This is a genomic window from Pseudofrankia sp. EUN1h, from assembly GCF_001854645.1.
Taxonomy (GTDB): domain Bacteria; phylum Actinomycetota; class Actinomycetes; order Frankiales; family Frankiaceae; genus Pseudofrankia; species Pseudofrankia saprophytica.
Window position 1 is genome coordinate 34,061 of the sequence record NZ_MBLN01000082.1, and the last position, 16,682, is coordinate 50,742.

9 protein-coding genes are annotated in these 16,682 nt (G+C 71.1%); 3 read left to right on the plus strand and 6 right to left on the minus strand.

The window, feature by feature from the left end; genetic code table 11:
* Window positions 1-599: 599 nt before the first annotated feature.
* Window positions 600-3,446: an FxSxx-COOH system tetratricopeptide repeat protein gene (gene fxsT / locus BCD49_RS32920; RefSeq protein ID WP_007513575.1), complete on the minus strand. Its 2,847-nt coding sequence runs from the start codon at window positions 3,444-3,446 to the stop codon at window positions 600-602.
* A gap of 1,436 nt (window positions 3,447-4,882) precedes the next feature.
* Here fxsT and BCD49_RS32930 point away from each other — a divergent pair.
* Window positions 4,883-6,286, plus strand: a complete 1,404-nt coding sequence (locus BCD49_RS32930; protein ID WP_232794020.1) for a tyrosine-type recombinase/integrase — start codon at window positions 4,883-4,885, stop codon at window positions 6,284-6,286.
* 20 nt (window positions 6,287-6,306) lie between these two features.
* On the opposite strand, the gene BCD49_RS32935 is transcribed toward BCD49_RS32930, so the two are convergent.
* Window positions 6,307-7,458: an acyl-CoA dehydrogenase family protein gene (locus BCD49_RS32935; protein ID WP_007513578.1), complete on the minus strand. Its 1,152-nt coding sequence runs from the start codon at window positions 7,456-7,458 to the stop codon at window positions 6,307-6,309.
* Between the two features lie 215 nt (window positions 7,459-7,673).
* Window positions 7,674-8,798: an alanine dehydrogenase gene (gene ald / locus BCD49_RS32940; protein WP_071042286.1), complete on the minus strand. Its 1,125-nt coding sequence runs from the start codon at window positions 8,796-8,798 to the stop codon at window positions 7,674-7,676.
* 216 nt (window positions 8,799-9,014) lie between these two features.
* Here ald and BCD49_RS32945 point away from each other — a divergent pair, with 216 nt between their 5' ends.
* A complete protein-coding gene (locus BCD49_RS32945; RefSeq protein ID WP_007513583.1) occupies window positions 9,015-10,403 on the plus strand; it encodes an aspartate aminotransferase family protein in 1,389 nt (462 codons plus the stop codon).
* A 42-nt stretch (window positions 10,404-10,445) separates the two neighbouring features.
* Here BCD49_RS32945 and BCD49_RS32950 read toward each other — a convergent pair whose 3' ends face one another.
* Window positions 10,446-10,949 carry a MarR family winged helix-turn-helix transcriptional regulator gene (locus tag BCD49_RS32950; RefSeq protein WP_035924698.1) on the minus strand — a complete coding sequence of 168 codons (504 nt, stop codon included), beginning with the start codon at window positions 10,947-10,949 and terminating at the stop codon, window positions 10,446-10,448.
* A 53-nt stretch (window positions 10,950-11,002) separates the two neighbouring features.
* Here BCD49_RS32950 and BCD49_RS32955 point away from each other — a divergent pair, with 53 nt between their 5' ends.
* Window positions 11,003-12,391: a multidrug effflux MFS transporter gene (locus BCD49_RS32955; RefSeq protein WP_007513588.1), complete on the plus strand. Its 1,389-nt coding sequence runs from the start codon at window positions 11,003-11,005 to the stop codon at window positions 12,389-12,391.
* Window positions 12,392-12,608: 217 nt separating this feature from the next.
* Here the strand turns inward: BCD49_RS32955 and BCD49_RS43795 are convergent, their stop codons facing one another.
* Both BCD49_RS43795 and BCD49_RS32965 read right to left on the minus strand, forming a co-directional pair.
* Window positions 12,609-12,818 (minus strand): hypothetical protein, encoded by a 210-nt coding sequence (locus tag BCD49_RS43795; RefSeq protein WP_157845205.1) that lies wholly within the window; start codon window positions 12,816-12,818, stop codon window positions 12,609-12,611.
* 226 nt (window positions 12,819-13,044) lie between these two features.
* Window positions 13,045-16,647: an ATP-binding protein gene (locus tag BCD49_RS32965; protein ID WP_106410442.1), complete on the minus strand. Its 3,603-nt coding sequence runs from the start codon at window positions 16,645-16,647 to the stop codon at window positions 13,045-13,047.
* Window positions 16,648-16,682 lie beyond the last annotated feature (35 nt).

Genomic DNA, 16,682 nt, shown 5'->3' on the forward strand with positions numbered 1-16,682 from the left:
CGACCGGACCACTTCCGGTGTCACGTTCGACCACCTGCGTGTCGCGGCTGTTGCGTGTCCTATCGAAATGAATTCACCATCAAGATCATTGTGGGTGCGAGGTGGGTGCGGACGCGCAAGTAGGAGCCGTCACGCACCGACACCAGGCGTTACGGGTAGACCGTGGAGACTCCTGTGGCTATTGACACCGCGGCATCACCCGGTCCACCCCGACACCGAACGACAGTTACTTTCCGTAACTCTTAATCCCCTCCGCTGGAGACCGCTTGCCGTCGTGCTCCGCCAGACCCCAGCCGATGACCAGCAGAACAATCCGACCGAGTCGGACCACGGAGGCTCAAAGCCCGGCCGCGGCCAATGCGCGGCCTCAGACGGGCTACGCTTCACCTGGATGATCATGCTGTGGTCGCCGAGAAGATCATGGTCCCGGCCGGTGCAATAGGCCTAGCCGTGGAACAGGTCGGCGAGGGAGAGCGTGAGCGGTGGCCTCGTTTGCGATCTTGTCTCGGCCATCTGGTCGGGCGGCCGACCGCCTGTACCGCCTTGCGGCGAGGACTCCGTATCAGGTGTTCGATGATCTGCAGGGACGTGGCTGGTTCTCAACGGTCTGCGGGACGGCGACCATGCTCTTGCACCTCTCGTAGAAGCTGCTCGCTTTGGTGAGTGTCTGGGTGGTCATCTCCGAGGATGCGCCGGCGACGGGTCAGGGTGTCTTCGGCCAGTGTCTGTGCTGCTTGATGTTCGCCGAGTGCGGAGAGGTCGCTGGCGAGGCTGTTCGCTGAGGTGAGGGTGTCAGGGTGGTCCTCGCCGAGGAGTCGGCGGCGCCGTGTCAGGGTGTCCTCGTTCAAGGTGTGCGCTGCTTGGAGTTGGCCGAGTGCGGCGAGGTCTGTGGCGAGGAAATGCGCTGAGGTGAGGGTGTCGGGGTGGTCGTCGCCGAGGAGTCGGCGGCGGCGAGTCAGGGTGTCCTCGTTCAAGGCGCGTGCTGCTTCTAGCTCTCCGAGCGCTGCGAGGCGGACAGCGAGGTTGTTCGCCGAGCGCAGGGTTTCGGGATGGTTATCGCCAAGGACGCGTCGTCGACGGGTCAACGTGTCCTCGGCGAGCGCGCGTGCTGCCTGTAGCTCTCCGAGCGCTGCGAGGCGGACAGCGAGGTTGTTCGCCGAGCGCAGGGTTTCGGGATGACTATCGCCGAAGACTCGGCGGCGACGTTGCAACGTGTCCTCGTCCAGGATCCGTGCCGCCTGAATCTCTCCGAGCGCGGCCAGGCGGATAGCCAGATTGGATGCGGAGGTGAGCGTTTCGGGATGGTCGTCGCCGAGGGCGCGGCGGCGGCGGGTCAAGGTGTCTTCGTCCAGCGTTCGCGCCGCCTTGAGTTCCCCGAGTGCGGCAAGCCGGATGGCAAGGCTGTTGGCGGAGCGCAGGGTGTCGGGGTCGTCTGGGCCGAGTAGGCGGTGTAGGCGGGTGTGGGTGTCTTCCGTAAGCGTCCGTGCTGCGTGTAGGTCGCCGAGCGCGGCCAGTCGGATCGACAGGCCGTGCGCCGAGCGCAGGGTTTCGGGATTGTCGTCGCCGAGGACGCGGCGGCGGCGGGTCAACGTGTCCTCGTCCAACGCCCGTGCCGCCTGGTTATCTCCGAGCGCGGCGAGATCGATGGCGACGTTGCTTGCTGAGCTCAGGGTGTCGGGATGGTCGGGGCCGAGGGCCGTGGTCCAGCGCGTCCGGGTGCGAGAGGCGAGCTGATGGGCTTGCTGGTACTGGCCGCTGCTGGAGAGGTAGCGGCATACGTCGAGCAGGAGGCGCCGGAAGCCCGGGGGTTCGGACATCTGCGGGTCGTGAAGAAGGTCGGACAGGGCGGTGACGTGCGGAGTGAGATCGGCGTAGGCGGCCCAGTGGGCTGGGATTACGGGGTCGCCGGGATGGGAGGTGGCCATCATGCGCAGGGTTCTTGTGAGCACCGATCGTCGACGGTCGGCGGGGATGGTGTCGGCGATGAGGGTGCGTACGCGACGGTGGAGGAGCAGGTGCGTTCCGGAGCGGCGCGCAAGGTCGAGTCGGGTGATGGCGTCGATGATTTCGCTGGTGGTGGCCGGGTCGGCAACGGCCAGCCCGCCGACGGAGGTGTTTGCCTCGGCGGTGGCGTGCGCGGTCAACGGGATGGGCTCGGGGGCGAGGTAGGCGAGCTGGCGGAGCAGGCCGAGCGCGGCTGGGTCGCGGTCGGCTAGCTCCACCAGCGCCGTGGTGACGGTTGACCGCAGGCCGTCTGGCTCGTTCACCTCCTGTCTGGCGGCGAGTTCGGTGAGATAGGCCGTTGGAGTAGTACCTGTGTCGGCGAGGTAGGCACCGGCTTGGGCGACCGCCAAGGGCAGGTCGCCGACGGCGACCGCGAGGCGGTCGGCGTCCGCGGCGGACAGATCCGGAACCCGCCGCCGCAGCAGCTGGACAGCCTCAGACCGAGGGAATACCTCTAGAGACAGCGTTGGCATCTGCTCTGCAACCGTGGGAAGGCGGGTAGTAAGCAGGATGTGACCCCCTGCAGGTAGATCTTCCAGCAGGTCGAGGTCCTCGACGTTGTCGTAGATCAGAAGGAAATCACCGCGGCGGCCCAGCTCGGCACCAACCCGACGTCGGACGGCTCGCGGTCCGCCGTCAGTCACCAATGCGAAGGCCACGGCGAGTTCGAGCATCCCTGCGGCTAACCCGGCAGGGTCCTCAGCATTGAGCCACCAGATCGCCGTGGGGTAGGCATCGGCATGCCGCCAGGCGTATTCCAAAGCGAGCTGGCTCTTGCCCACGCCGCCTACCCCACGTACTGCCGAGATCGCGACGCGGCCGGTACCACCGTCCTCGGACAGCCGCCCCGCCAATCGTTCCAGATGAGGCTGCCGACCCGTAAAGAACAGATTCCTCGCCGGGAGGTTCCGTACTGCGGTCAGTCCGCCTGGGAACGCTGCTGCTCCCGGGAAGGTGATCTGTCCCGTCGTCGCTTTCCGTCCMGCAGGCGCCACCCCATCCAGCAGCTTGACCCGGGCCGCAGGCTCGGTCAACCCGACCAGTTCGATCCAAATGAGCGGGTGAAACAACCGCGGCACTTCTTCGCATGTGGCGACCAGCACGGGTACAAGAAATCCGTCGGATTCCGCCGCGACGGCGAACGCCGCAAAGCGTTCCACCCGTGTCCAGGTCCGCTCAAAGTACGCCGGGCTCATCACCGCGATCATCCGCCGGGCGCCGTCCAACGCCCGCTCCATCGCCGCGACGAAGTTCGTCCCTGCAGCCCAGTCCCACACGTCCAATTCGACGCTGTACCCGGCGTCCACCAGCGTCTTGGCGATCCACTCCGCCCAGTCCGAATCCGGACCGGCGTGCGAGACGAAAAAATCTCGCTTGGCGAACGCACCCGGCCGCGGGACAGAGCTGATCGGCACCGCCGGCACCCCCGTGCGCAAGGCCATACCCACACAGTCTGACAGCAAGGCCCCAGAACGTCACCAACCCGATCGCACATCGGACGGAGTCCGACAGCCAAGCCTGCGCTTTCCTAAACAGCCGGACATATCGGCACATTCAGAGCAAAACGCGAGAGCCCGCGGCCGCACAGCTTGGTCTGTCCTCGCGCCCACGGCGTCATGGCACGAGCGGTCGCCGCTGCGCTGACCGCGCCGGAGCCGGTTCGCCTAGTTGTCACAGGGCGAGGTAGTCGGGCGGTCCGCAGGGCCGGATCGGACAGCTGGTCAACGGCCTTGAGGCACCGATGCCGGAAACTACAGGCCGCCAGCGCGTGGAATATCCACTACGATTTCGAGCGTCTGCAGCATGGCGGACGGTAACCCTCAGTGACGTCGGCGCGATGTGTCAACACGATGCTCGGCCGGTGACAAACCTGTGACGACCTGCGGCACAGACGACGGTACGAACCGACACCGGCCGGCACGAGCAAGGATCGAGCGAGCCTGTTCCACAGCCAATCACCAGACACCGCAGCACAAATCGGCAGCAGCCGGAAGCCTGCGTCAGCCGACGGCAGTAGCCCAGCCGGTCAGGGCAGAAGACTCATAATCCTCCGGTCGTGGGGTCGGCTTTCGCGCTCCAGCACCATCGGGACTGCATCGACCGTGGCGGAGATGCCATCCGCGGTGCGGGTGCGGATGTCGTCCCGGCCTGGGGTCTGATGCATTGGTCCGGCGCGGTGTCACCAGCGATGTAGTTCACGGTGACAGCGGGGATGCCATGACCGCCGACGGTCCAACGCTATGCATACCTCACCGCACCGGGCGGACAAGACTTCCCTCGGAGCGCCGCCATCCACCGCCCCGGCGAACGGGCACGGCCAACCGGCGCACCGGACACCACCAACCCCGGGAAGCAGATCGGCCCCTTTCGCAGCTCCGGTAGGACCTGAACAGCGCCACCAAGACCAGCAGCGGCAGCCGAGTAGACCAACGCGGAACAGCCGGGCCATCAAAGCGACACCCCGCACCGACCAGCGGATCCTGCTCACCCTCGACCAGGTCCTCACCGAACTCGGCGGACCCGACGGCCCACTGCCACGATCGACCTGGCACGCCTGGCAACGCAAAGGCACCGGCCCCAAGACCATCAAACTGCCCAACGGGCAGACCCGGGTCGCCCGTGACGACCTGAACACCTGGCTCGACGGCCTCACCCGAGACCCAGCCACATGAACGCCGCCTTCGACGGAACCGGTGAGGCCGACGAGGCCCGACAGACCTCGTTCGATGTTCGGGTCTGGGCGCTACGCGAGATGAAAGGCAAGACCCGATCCAGCTGGCAAGCACGCTGGTGGGTGGCGGGGCGCCCGACCGCGAACACCCACACCTTTCCGACCAAGAGAGCAGCCGAGTCTCGGCGAGCCGAGATCTTGACCGCTGTGAACAAGGGCGAGGCGTTCGACATCGCGACCGGACTCCCCATACGCGAGGCGCTCGCTCAGCACGCCGCGGCACCACCCCCGCCGCCGCCACGAACATGGCTTGAGGTAGCCCGCAGTTTCTGTGACGCGAAATGGGACGAGCGACAGGCTCCGGGAAGTCGACGGTCGATCGCCGAGGCACTCGGCGCAGTCACAGGCGCCCTCTTCGACGCGCCCATGCCCACCGAACTCGCCGAACTCGCTCGCGAAGCCCTGTCCGGCTGGACGTTCAACACCGGTGCCCGCACCGTCACCGACCGGGCGGGCCGACGACGCGACGCCACGCCACCCGCGACGTGGTCGACAGTGATCGACTGGATGGAACGCCATAGCCGACCCATCACGGACCTCGCCGATCCCGACATCATCCGCGCAGCCAACGCGGCGCTGTCTCGACGCATGAACGGCAATCCCGCAGCCGCGAACACCATCACTCGCCGCCGCCAGGTCTTCGGCATGGCGATCAAATACGCCGTCGAGCGCGGTGATCTAGACAGCAACCCACTCGACAGCCTCGGCTGGAAGGCGCCACGCACACTGGTCGCCATCGATCGCCGCGTCGTCGTCAATCCCGCCCAGGCACACCGCCTGTTCGCCGCCGTCGCCGAACGGGCACCCGAACTCGAGGCCTTCTACGCCACGATCTACCACGCCGCCCTGCGACCCGGTGAACTCCAGGAACTACGCCTCGACCAGCTGACACTGCCTACCTCCGGCTGGGGCGAGGTACTTCTCTCCGGCAACAATCCCGAGATCTCACCCCGCTGGTCTGACACCCCGGACGCTCCCCGCCAGCCACGGGAACTCAAACACCGCGCGAAAGGCGAAACTCGACCAGTTCCGCTGAACCCACGACTCGTCGCCATCCTGCGGCGCCACCTCGACACGTTCGGCACCACCGCCGACGGACGGCTGTTCCGATCCGGCCTCGACGGACCGGTAAAGGCGAGCCGTTATCTCCCGGTCTGGCGCGACGCCCGCGCCGCCGCCCTCACCCCGGCCGAAGCGGCCTCACCACTCGCCCGCCGCCCCTACGACCTCCGCCACGCCGCGGTCTCCGGCTGGCTCAACGCCGGCGTCCCCATCACCCAGGCCGCCGAATGGGCCGGGCACTCCGTCCGCGTCCTCCTGATGGTCTACGCCAAGTGCATCGCCGGCCAGGACGAGATCGCCCGCCGGCGGATCGACGACGCCCTGGCAGCCGCCGACGACACCACCGACCAACCGGCGCCCCCAAACGAAGATCGCTCCCAGCCACAGCTCAGCCACAGACCGCCGGACACAGCCGCTCTCAACCGGACCCAGCCGGACATGAGCCCCGAGCTACCCGACGCCCCACCAGACCCCGACTGGGGCCTGTGACCTGCGGAAACAGCCCCTGATCAGGCCTTCGCCAGGTGCCGGCTGATCACCAGCCGCTGGATCTGATTGGTTCCCTCGAATATTTGCATGACCTTGGCTTCGCGCATGTAGCGCTCTACCGGGTAGTCCTTGGTGTAGCCGGCGCCGCCGAGAACCTGGACGGCGTCTTCGGTGACCTTCATCGCCGCGTCGGTGGCGACGAGTTTCGCGATGCTCGCCGCTCTGGAGAACGGCCGGCCGGCGTCGCGCAGCCGGGCCGCGGCGAGGGTCGTCGCCCTGGCCGACTCGACGTCCGCCGCCATGTCCGCGAGCAGGAAACCCAGGCCCTGGTGGTCGATGATGGGCCTGCCAAACGCCTCTCGCTCCTTGGCGTAGACAACGGCGTCGTCGAGTGCGCGCTGGGCGAGGCCCGTCGCCGCAGCCGCGATCCCGAGCCGGCCGGAGTCCAGCGCCGACAGCGCGATGGTGAGTCCCTGGCCCTCGGAGCCGATCAGCCGGCTCGCCGGCACGGCCGCGTTCTCGAAACCGATCTGGGTGGTCGGGGACGCGGTGAGACCCATCTTGCGTTCGGGCGTGTGCGGAGTCATGCCCGGGGTGTCCGCGTCGACGAGGAAGCAGGAGATCCCGCCGCGGCCTTCGCCGGTGCGGGCGAACACGGTGTAGAAGTCGGCGACGCCGCCGTGCGTCACCCAGGCCTTGGTGCCGGAAAGGACATAGTCGCCGCCGGTCTCGGTCGGCGGGGTGGCCGTGGTCTTCAGCGCCGCCGGGTCGGAGCCGGCGTGCGGCTCGGACAGGCAGTAGGCGCCGAGCAGGTCGCCGGAGAGCAGGCGCGCCAGGTGTTCCTCGCGCTGGGTGTCGGTGCCGAAGTTTGCYAGCGGATAGCAGGAGAGCGCGTGCACGCTGACGCCGACGGCGACGGACGCCGACCGGTAGGCGATCTCCTCCAGGACCTGGAGGTACACCTCGAACGGCTGCTCGCCGCCGCCGAACCTTTCCGGGTACGGCAGGCTCAGCAGCCCGGCCTGCCCGAGGGTCGTGAACACCTCGCGTGGGAAGTGCGCCTCGGCCTCGTCCCGCGCGATGCGCGGCTCGATTTCCTTGGCGCARATGTCCGCGGCGAGCGCGACCAGCTCCCGCGCCTCGTCGGACGGCAACAGACGCTCTGCCGGCACGGCGACCACCCCTCTCGGCGACCAGCCCCCCGGACACGACTCGCGCCCGGCGGGCCGAACAGTACCAGGAGCGGTACCCGGGTACTACCTCCAGTTCTCATTCGTTGATCCACAACCGGTCGACGACCAGTCGGCGACCGGTCGCCGACAAGCTGCCGACCGGTCGCCAACCGGTCGGCGGCTTGTCGGCAGCTGGCATCGTTCGAACTCGTTCGTCAGCTTTCGGCGGCGAGCACGGCGGCGACGGGAACGCCGGGGAGGCCATGGGCCTCGGCCACCGGCGCACAGGTGACCTCGCCGGCATGGGTGTTGAGGCCGCGAGACAGGGCCGGATCGAGGCGCATGGCACCGCGCCAGCCGTGGTCGGCGAGGGCCACCGCGTAGGGCAGGGTGGCGTTCGTCAGCGCGTGGGTGGAGGTGCGCGGGACGGCGCCGGGCATGTTCGCGACGMAGTAGAAGACGGCGTCGTGCACCTTATAGGTCGGATCGTCGTGCGTCGTCGGGTGGGTGTCCTCGAAGCAGCCGCCCTGGTCGACGGAGATGTCGACGAGCACCGCGCCGGGCCTCATCCGGGCGACCATCGCGTTCGTGACCAGTTTCGGTGCCCGCGTCCCCGGGATCAGCACCGCGCCGATCACCAGGTCGGCGTCGAGCACCGCCCGCTCGATCTCGTAGGCGTTGGAGGCGACGGTGCGCACCCGGCCCTCGAAGCGGGCGTCGGCGGCACGCAGCCGGCCCAGGTCGCGGTCGAGCAGGGTCACGTCCGCGCGCAGGCCGGCCGCGATCGACGTCGCGTTGAGCCCGGCCACACCCGCACCGATGACGACGACCCTGCCCGGGTCGACACCCGGGACCCCGCCGAGCAGCACCCCACGCCCGCCGGCGGCCGCGAGCAGCGCCTGGGCGCCCACCTGCGGCGCGAGCCGGCCAGCCACCTCCGACATGGGCGCGAGCAGCGGCAGCGACCGGTCCGTGAGCTCGACGGTCTCGTAGCCGACCGCGGTGACCCGTGCGTCCAGCAGTGCCCGGGTACAGGGCAGCGACGCGGCCAGGTGCAGGTAGGTGAACAGCACCAGGCCGGGGCGCAGCCGGTGGTACTCCTCCTCGACCGGTTCCTTGACCTTGAGGACCAGGTCGCCCACGGCCCACGTCGCGTCGGCACCCTCGACGATCTTCGCGCCGGCGGCGGCGTACTCGGTATCGGTGATCATCGAGCCGGTGCCGGCGCCGGCCTCGACGAACACGTCGTGGCCGTGCCGGGTCAGCTCGTGGACGCCCGCGGGGGTGGCGGCCACCCGGTACTCGCGGTTCTTGACCTCGCGGGGAATCGCGATCCTCACAGCTGGGCTCCCTTGTAACAGCGCCACGCCGACGCGGCTCGGTTCACCAGGCCGCGGTCCGCGCGACACGGGGATGCAATGCGGGAACCGTTGCCATGTCGATCATACGCTGCGGAAACACTCGTAAGGTCACCTCTGTTCCGCGATAACCGTATGATGAGACGGATCTTATGGCGTAACGTCGGTGACCCCTGCCGGCCAGGCGGAAGGACAGCCGTGACAGCCCCGACCGACCTCACCCCCTCCACCGACTCGCTCGCCCGGTCGGCCGCGGCCCACCTGTGGCCGCACTTCACCCGACTGTCCTCGGTCACCGCCGGCGAACTGCCMGTCATCGTGCGCGGGGAAGGCCCCTATATCTGGGACGCCCAGGGCCACCGGGTGCTCGACGGGCTCGCGGGGCTCTTCGTCGTCCAGGTCGGCCACGGCCGCGCCGAGCTCGCGGAGGCCGCCCGCAAGCAGTCCGAGCAGCTGGCCTTCTTCCCGATCTGGGCGCACGCGCACCCGAGCGCCATCGAACTCGCCGAGCGGGTCGCGGGCCTCGCCCCGGGCGACCTGAACCGGATCTTCTTCACCACCGGCGGCGGCGAGGCCGTCGAGTCGGCCTGGAAGCTCGCCAAGCAGTACTTCAAGCTCGTCGGCAAGCCGCTCAAGCACAAGGTGATCAGCCGCACCACCGCCTACCACGGCACCACCCAGGGAGCGCTCGCGATCACCGGCATCCCGTCGCTCAAGCAGATGTTCGAACCGCTGGTGCCCGGCGGCTTCCGCGTCCCGAACACGAACTTCTACCGGGCACCTGAGCATGGCGATGACCTGGTCGCGTTCGGCCGTTGGGCCGCCGAGCAGATCGCCGTCGCGATCGAACAGGAGGGGCCGGACACGGTCGCGGCCGTCTTCCTGGAGCCGGTGCAGAACGCCGGTGGCTGCTTCCCGCCGCCGCCCGGGTACTTCCAGCGGGTCCGCGAGATCTGCGACGAATACGACGTGCTGCTCGTCTCCGACGAGGTGATCTGCGGCTTCGGCCGGACCGGCGCGATGTTCGGGGCGCAGCGCTACGGCTACCAGCCGGACATCATCACCTGCGCGAAGGGCCTGACCTCCGGCTACGCGCCACTCGGCGCGATGATCGTGAGCGACCGGCTCGTCGAGCCGTTCCTTCGTGGCACCGAGTCCTTCGCCCACGGCTACACCTTCGGCGGCCACCCGGTGTCGGCGGCCGTGGCGATGGCGAACCTGGACATCTTCGAGCGTGAGGACCTCGTCGGCCACGTCGACCGCAACGCCGCCGCGTTCCGCGCCACCCTGGAGAAGCTGTCCGACCTGCCGATCGTCGGCGACATCCGCGGCGACGGTTTCTTCTACGGCATCGAGCTGGTCAAGGACAAGACGACGAAGGAGAGCTTCACCGCGGACGAGTCCGAGCGGCTGCTGCGCGGGTTCCTGTCCGGCGCGCTCTACGAGGCCGGCCTGTACTGCCGTGCCGACGACCGCGGCGACCCCGTCGTCCAGCTCTCCCCGCCACTGATCTGCGAGCAGAGCCACTTCGACGAGATGGAGTCCATCCTGCACTCCGTCCTCACCGAGGCCTGGGCCAGAATCTGACGCCCGCGGCCGGGCCTCGCGGTCCGGGCCTCGCGGTGCGGGTCAGGGCGCGGCGGCGTTGGCGGCGACGCGGCCGGAGACGGTGTCGAGGAGGAGGGTGAGCGCCTCGACGACGCGGGCGCGGTCGGGGCCGAGGCCGGCGAGCAGCTCGGCCTCGATCGCGAGCTGCCGGGGGAAGATCGCGTCGACGACCGCGGCCCCGGCGGGCGAGATCGTGATCAGCGCCGCTCGCCGGTCGGTCGGGCTGGGCTGGCGTTCGACGTAGCCGCGGCCTTCGAGTCTCGCCAGCGTCTTGCTGATCGCGGCGCGGGAGCAGCGCATCCGCTCCGCGAGGCGGCGGGCGATAACGGGCTGCTCGGCGTGGCGCAGGTGGATCAGGACGTCGACCTCGGGCGCGGTGGCGGGGGCGCCGTCGTAGAGCGGCTCGAGTGCGAGGTCCCGCAGCGCCTGCACGTGCTTGAGCAGCGCGATCACCTCCATCGGGGAGGTGTCGAGGTCGGGCCGGGCGGCGGCCCACCGCTCGCGCGGGGACGAGGTGGCGGCCATCAGGCTCCCCCGGAGGATTGTTAACCGGTAGACCATATTCTACCCTTTGCGGCATGGTAATCGGCGACGACCCTCGCGCCCCCGACGCGGATGCCGCGCCGCGGAGGATTCTCCCTGTCGCGCGGTCTTCCCCGGCCAGCCCCGCCCCGGCCGGACAGGCCGGGGCCGGGCGGACCGGGCCACTCATCGTCGCGCTCGGGGCGCTGACGGCGTTCGCCCCGTTGGGTACCGACATGTACATCCCCGGGTTCCCGGACCTGGGCTCGTCGCTGCACGCGAGCGACTCGGCGGTGCAGCTGTCGATGACGACGTTCTTCGCCGGCATCGTCCTCGGGCAGCTGTTCGTCGGCCCGCTGTCCGACAAGATCGGCCGGCGCCGGCCGCTGCTCGTCGGCACGTCGCTGTTCGCGGTGCTGTCGGTGGTCTGCGCGCTGGCGCCGAACATCGCGACGCTGGACGCCGCCCGCTTCCTGCAGGGTCTCGCCGCCTCGGCCGGGATGGTGCTCAGCCGGGCCGTCGTCACCGACCGGTTCCACGGGCCCGACCTGCCACGCTACTTCGCGCTGCTGGCGATGGTGCTCGGCGTCGCGCCGGTGGTCGCCCCGCTGATCGGCAGCCTGGTGCTCACCCTGTCCGGCTGGCGGACCGTGTTCGTGGTGCTCGCGGTGATCGGCGTGCTGCTCGTCGCGACGGTGGTGTTCGCGGTGCCCGAGTCGCTGCCGCCGCGGCGCCGGCACGCGGGCGGCCTGGGCGGGACGTTCGCGTCGATGGGTCGGCTGCTGCGCCGCCGCGCGTTCGTCGGCTACGTGCTCACCAGCGCGTTCGCGACCGGCGCGATGTTCACCTACATCTCCGGATCGAGCTTCGTCTTCGAGCGCGTCTACGGGACGTCGGCGGCGATGTACAGCCTCGTGTTCGCGACGAACGCCGCGTCGATGCTCGCCGCCAACTCGCTGTTCGGCCGGCTGTCGCGCCGGGTCCGGCTGACCACGCTGCTGTCCGGGGCCGTGGCGGTGGCCGCGGGGGGCGCCGTCCTGCAGGCCCTGCTGCTGGCAACCGTCGGCGCGAGCATGGCCGGGACGTGGGTCAGCCTGGTCGTCGTCCAGGCCGGGATCGGCGGCATGTTCCCGGCGAGCATCAGCCTCGGCCAGACGCTCGGCCGGGAGAACGCCGGCGCCGCGGCCGCGCTGCAGGGTGGCACCCAGTTCGCGTTCGGCGCGGTCGCCGCCCCGCTCGTCGGCCTGTTCGGCTCCACCAGTGCCACCCCGATGGCGGTCATCATGCTGGCCGCGCTGCTGTGCTCGGTGGCGTCCCTGTTGGCGCTCGCCCGCCCATGGCGCGGTGAGGGCGACCCACGCGGCGAGGGCGGTCCGCGCGCGGCGCACGACCCGGTCCCCCACCTGACGGTGGGGCCGGTGAGAACAACCCGCGAGGCCGGATAGGCCGGCCCGCGGGATATCGCGAGCGCGACAAGCGCGAAAACGACAAAGGCCGGCAGCCTGGCTGCCGGCCTTTGTCGTCGTAGGTGCGGCCCCCCTGATGCTTCCTCAGGCCTCCGGCGGTGCGGTCGACACCATTGTCGCCGCCGGGTCCCCAGAGGATCGGTGCCGGCCGATCTTCTGGGAAACGCAGCCTGATTGCCGCGCCTTCGTCATCCGGTCAGAAGAAGACCCCGAGCCGCGGCGGGAGCGAGAAGGAACGGTCCACGGAGGAACCGGCCTCGCCTCGCCTGCCCGGCGCCATCGAGGCGACCAGCCAGTCCGGGACGTCGCCCTCGCCGCTGGTGGCGCCGTGGGCGGCGGCGTCGGAGTGGGTCAGGCCGCGGAGCACGCCACCGATCCGGGACACGGACGGAAATGAGCGCGTCATTGAGCTCCCCTGCTTTCTGTGGCTAGCCCCGCGGCCGTGGCCGCGAAGGATTTCTTTCCGGTGCGCCTCGGCGTTGGGGCGCATCGTCATGAAATCCCGTCCGAGGGTGTCCCGTCTCCTGTTCGACGCCCGGCTGACATGCCCTGCGCGTAGCCGACACCTTTTCCGACAGCTGGCCGACAGTTTCCGGTCGGTGGCCCTCCACCCTGCGTCGGCGCGCGGACACTCAGCGGACGATGTTGCCACCGATCTGGTTGAGGCCGGCCTCGGCGGCGGTGAGCGCGCCGTAGCAGCGGGCGGCGTCGAGCGGGTGGCCGACGTAGTCGAACAGCCGGCCGGCGGCGACGAACAGCGCTCCGGCCCGTTCCGTGTCACCCTCCAGGCGGGCGACGTATGCCTCGGCCTCCTGCGTCGCGGCCTGCCACGCCGTACCGTCCCACAGCGCGGCCGACGAGCGCGCCACGGCGAGGTGGCGGTGCGCGCGGGCCAGGTCGCCCGACCGGGCGGACGCGATGGTCGCCGGCACCGCCGAGGTCACCGAGCAGAACAGGCAGCCGTCCTCGACGCCGAGCGTCTCCTCCACCCTGGTGAGCGCGACCTCGGCGGCCGCGGTGTCCGGCGCGGCCGCGATCAGCGTTCCGTGGATGCGGTGCAGCAGGTGGGCGGCGATCGGCGACCAGCGGGCCAGCGGCAGGGCGCGCAGCAGCAGGCGGTTGGCGCCGGCGGCGTCGCCACGCGCGAGCCGCGCCTCGGCGAGCCGCTGCAACGAGTGCGCCTCACCCGACGTCGCCCCGATGTGACGGTGCAGGTCGACCGCCTCGGCGAGCCGCCGCTCGGCCCGTTCGAGGTCGCCGCCGAGCAGCCTCGCCTCTCCGGCGAGGCAGGCGGCGAACGCCAGCCCTCTGGCCGCGCCCGTCTGCTCGGCCGCCTCGGCCAGCCGATCCGCGATGCTGATCACCTCGGCGTAGGGCGTCGGCCCGTAGAGCATGATCTCGGCGACGCACAGGTGGGCGTCGAAGAAGGTCGTCGCGAGCGCCGGCAGGCGGCTGCTGTGCCGCAGGTCCTCGGTCAGCTGCGCGAAGTACTCGCCGCGACTGTGTGAGACGAGTCCCCGCAGGCTGACGAGGTCGAAGCCGAACCGGGTCGTCGGGGTGGACACGAACCGACGACCGCCCTCGTCGGCGATCGCGGCGGCTGCGTCGATGTCGCCCCGGAAGTAGGCGAGGTGTCCCCGTCCCAGCAGGATCGCCAGGTCGGCGGGACCACCGTCCGGCTCCAGCCCGTCGAGCGCGGCGGCGGCTCCGTCGAGGTCACCGGCCACGAGCAGGGCACGGGCGAGGCGGGCGCGCGGTACCCGGGCATCGACCGGCGAGCAGAGCACGATCGCCGCCCGGTAGGCGTCCGGGGCGCCCGGGTCGGCGAGCGCGACCAGCAGGTCCGCGCGCAGCGTCGCGAGCGCCACGGCGTCGGTGCCGGTGGCGTGCTCGCGGACCTCGTCGAGCTGGTTGAGCGCGTCCCGGTAGGCCCCGAGCGCGGCCTTCGTCTCGGCGGCGCGCACCACGTACGGCACGGCGCGGGCGCGCTCCCCTGCCTGGACCAGGTGGTGTCCGACTCGGCCGGGCGAACCGGCCGCCGCGGCGAGCCGGTCGGCCACCTCACGGTGCGCCATCCGCAGCCGGTGCGCCGCCAGTTCGGCGAGCAGCCCATCGCGGACCTGCTGATGGCGGAACCGGAAGCCGCCCTCGGTCCGGTCGAGAACCCCGCGGTCGAGCAGGTCGTCGAGCAGTACGTACGCGTCGGGCTCGGGGCGGCCGGACAGGGCGACGAACTCGTCCGTGTCGAACGAGGCGCCAGCGACGGCGAGCAGGCGCAGCAGATCGCGCGTAGCGGGCGCGAGGCCGGCGATCACCGAGGCGTCGAGGATCAGGGTCAGCGGACCCTCCGGGTCGAGCGCCGCTCTCCGGGCGAGCTGGAGGGCCGTGGACGCCACGCCGCCCGACGCCTCCCAGATCCGTTCGACCAGCGGGCCGGCAAGTGCCGACTCTCGGGTGACGAGCGCGGCGGTGGCCGCCCGGTCGAGCGGGCCGAGGTCGACGGCGACGGCGGCCTCCCGGGCGAGCAGGCTCGCGCGGATCTCGGCGAGGGCTGCCGGGCCGGTGGCGACCGGACGGTGGCCGAGCAGCAGCACGACCGGCCGTCCCGCGAGCGAGCGGGCCAGGTAGTGCACCAGCCGCAGGCTGGCGTCGTCAGCGTCCTGCAGGTCGTCGACGACGAGCAGCGCGCCCGGGCGGGTGCCGGACGCGGCGGGTCCGGTGGGGTGAGCGGCGCCGGCGGGGTTGGAAGCGGCGGGGTTGGAAGCGGCGGGGTTGGCGGTGGCGAGGTCGGTGGCGGCGAGGTCGGTGCCCTCGGCCGCGGCGCGCAGAAGCTCCGCGGCGGCGATGAACAGCCGCTGGTGCCCGCCGGCACCAGGCCAGTCCAGGTCGCGGCCGGACATGGCGCGCTCCAGCTCGGAGCGGAAACGCTCGTCGATCCCACCGAGCAACGCCGGGCGGCGGCGGCACAGATCGGCGAGCGCCTCCAGGACCGGCGCGTAAGGCCAGCCGCCTTCGACCGCCGCCGCCGTGCCCACGCCCACCTGCCAGCCCGCCGCCGCGGCGCGGCGGGCCACGGCGTCGAGCAGCGCCGACTTGCCGACGCCCGCCGGGCCGCTGACCAGCACCGCCGCGCCGCCCGCTCGACCACTGGCGACGCCCGCCGACGCACTCGCGCCGCCGCCGGCACCGCTGTCACTGCCACTGCCACTGCCACTGCCACTGCCGAGGCTCTCGACGCCGGCACGGGCAAGCACCCGCTCGACCAGCCGCAGCTCAGCGTCCCGCCCGACCAGGCCGTCCGCGTCCGCGGCCGCCGCGCGGTCACGAGGGATCGAAGAAGCCAGCCTGCCAACCCTGGCACTCTCCTGCCGTCCGTCGGTCCGCTCGCCGGCGGGTGGACGCGCCGCCGCGGCGGCGACCGCAGGTGGTGGCGGCGGCGCGGAGGCTGGCGACGGTGGCAGTGGCGGGTCGACCAGGGCGGCGGCCCGCAGCGCGAGGGCGTCGGGCCCTGGGCCGAAGCCAAGTTCGCGGCGCAGCGCCCTGTCCATCCGCTCGAACTGGCGCAGCGCCGCATGCCGCTCACCCCGGGCGATGTACCCGCGCATCAGCGTCAGGTGGGCCTCCTCGTCCGCCGGGTCCTCCGCGAGCACCCGCTCCCAGCGGCCGGCGGCGCGCAGCAGCCGCAGGTAGAGCAGCCGGAGCCGGTCGCGGTCGGCCTGCGTCCACGGCTCGTACAGGTCATCCGGCAGCAGTGGCCCGCCGTAGGCGTCCGCCGCCCGCGCCGCCGGCGACGGCTCCGTCGTGCCAGGCCCGCCGGCCGGGCCTAGGGCCTGCTCGGCCAGGTTCTCGAAGATCCGGACGTCGATGGTCACGTCCCGGTCGGGGCAGAGCGTGACGACCTCGCCGCGCAGGAGGATGCCCTCCGGGTCACGCAGTGCGCGGCGGGCGTAGTGCGCCGCCTTGTGCAGCCGGGGCGCCGCCTCGTCGACGGGAACGTCGGGCCAGAGCGCGTCGAGCACCCGCTCCCGGTGCAGCCGCCGCCCCGGCGCGAGCGCCAGCAGCTTCACCAGCGCCGCGGCCTGCCGCCGGCGCCAGACCTCCTCGGGCAGCACCTCGACACGCCGCCGGTCGCCGCCGTCCAGGCCGGCCCGCAGCGTCACCTCGAAGCCGCCGAGCAGCCGGATCTCCACCTCGGGCCGCGCCGAGACGACCGGTTCCCGCTCAGCGAGTGTCATGACGACGATTGTCGGCCGAGGCAGGGCCGTCGGAC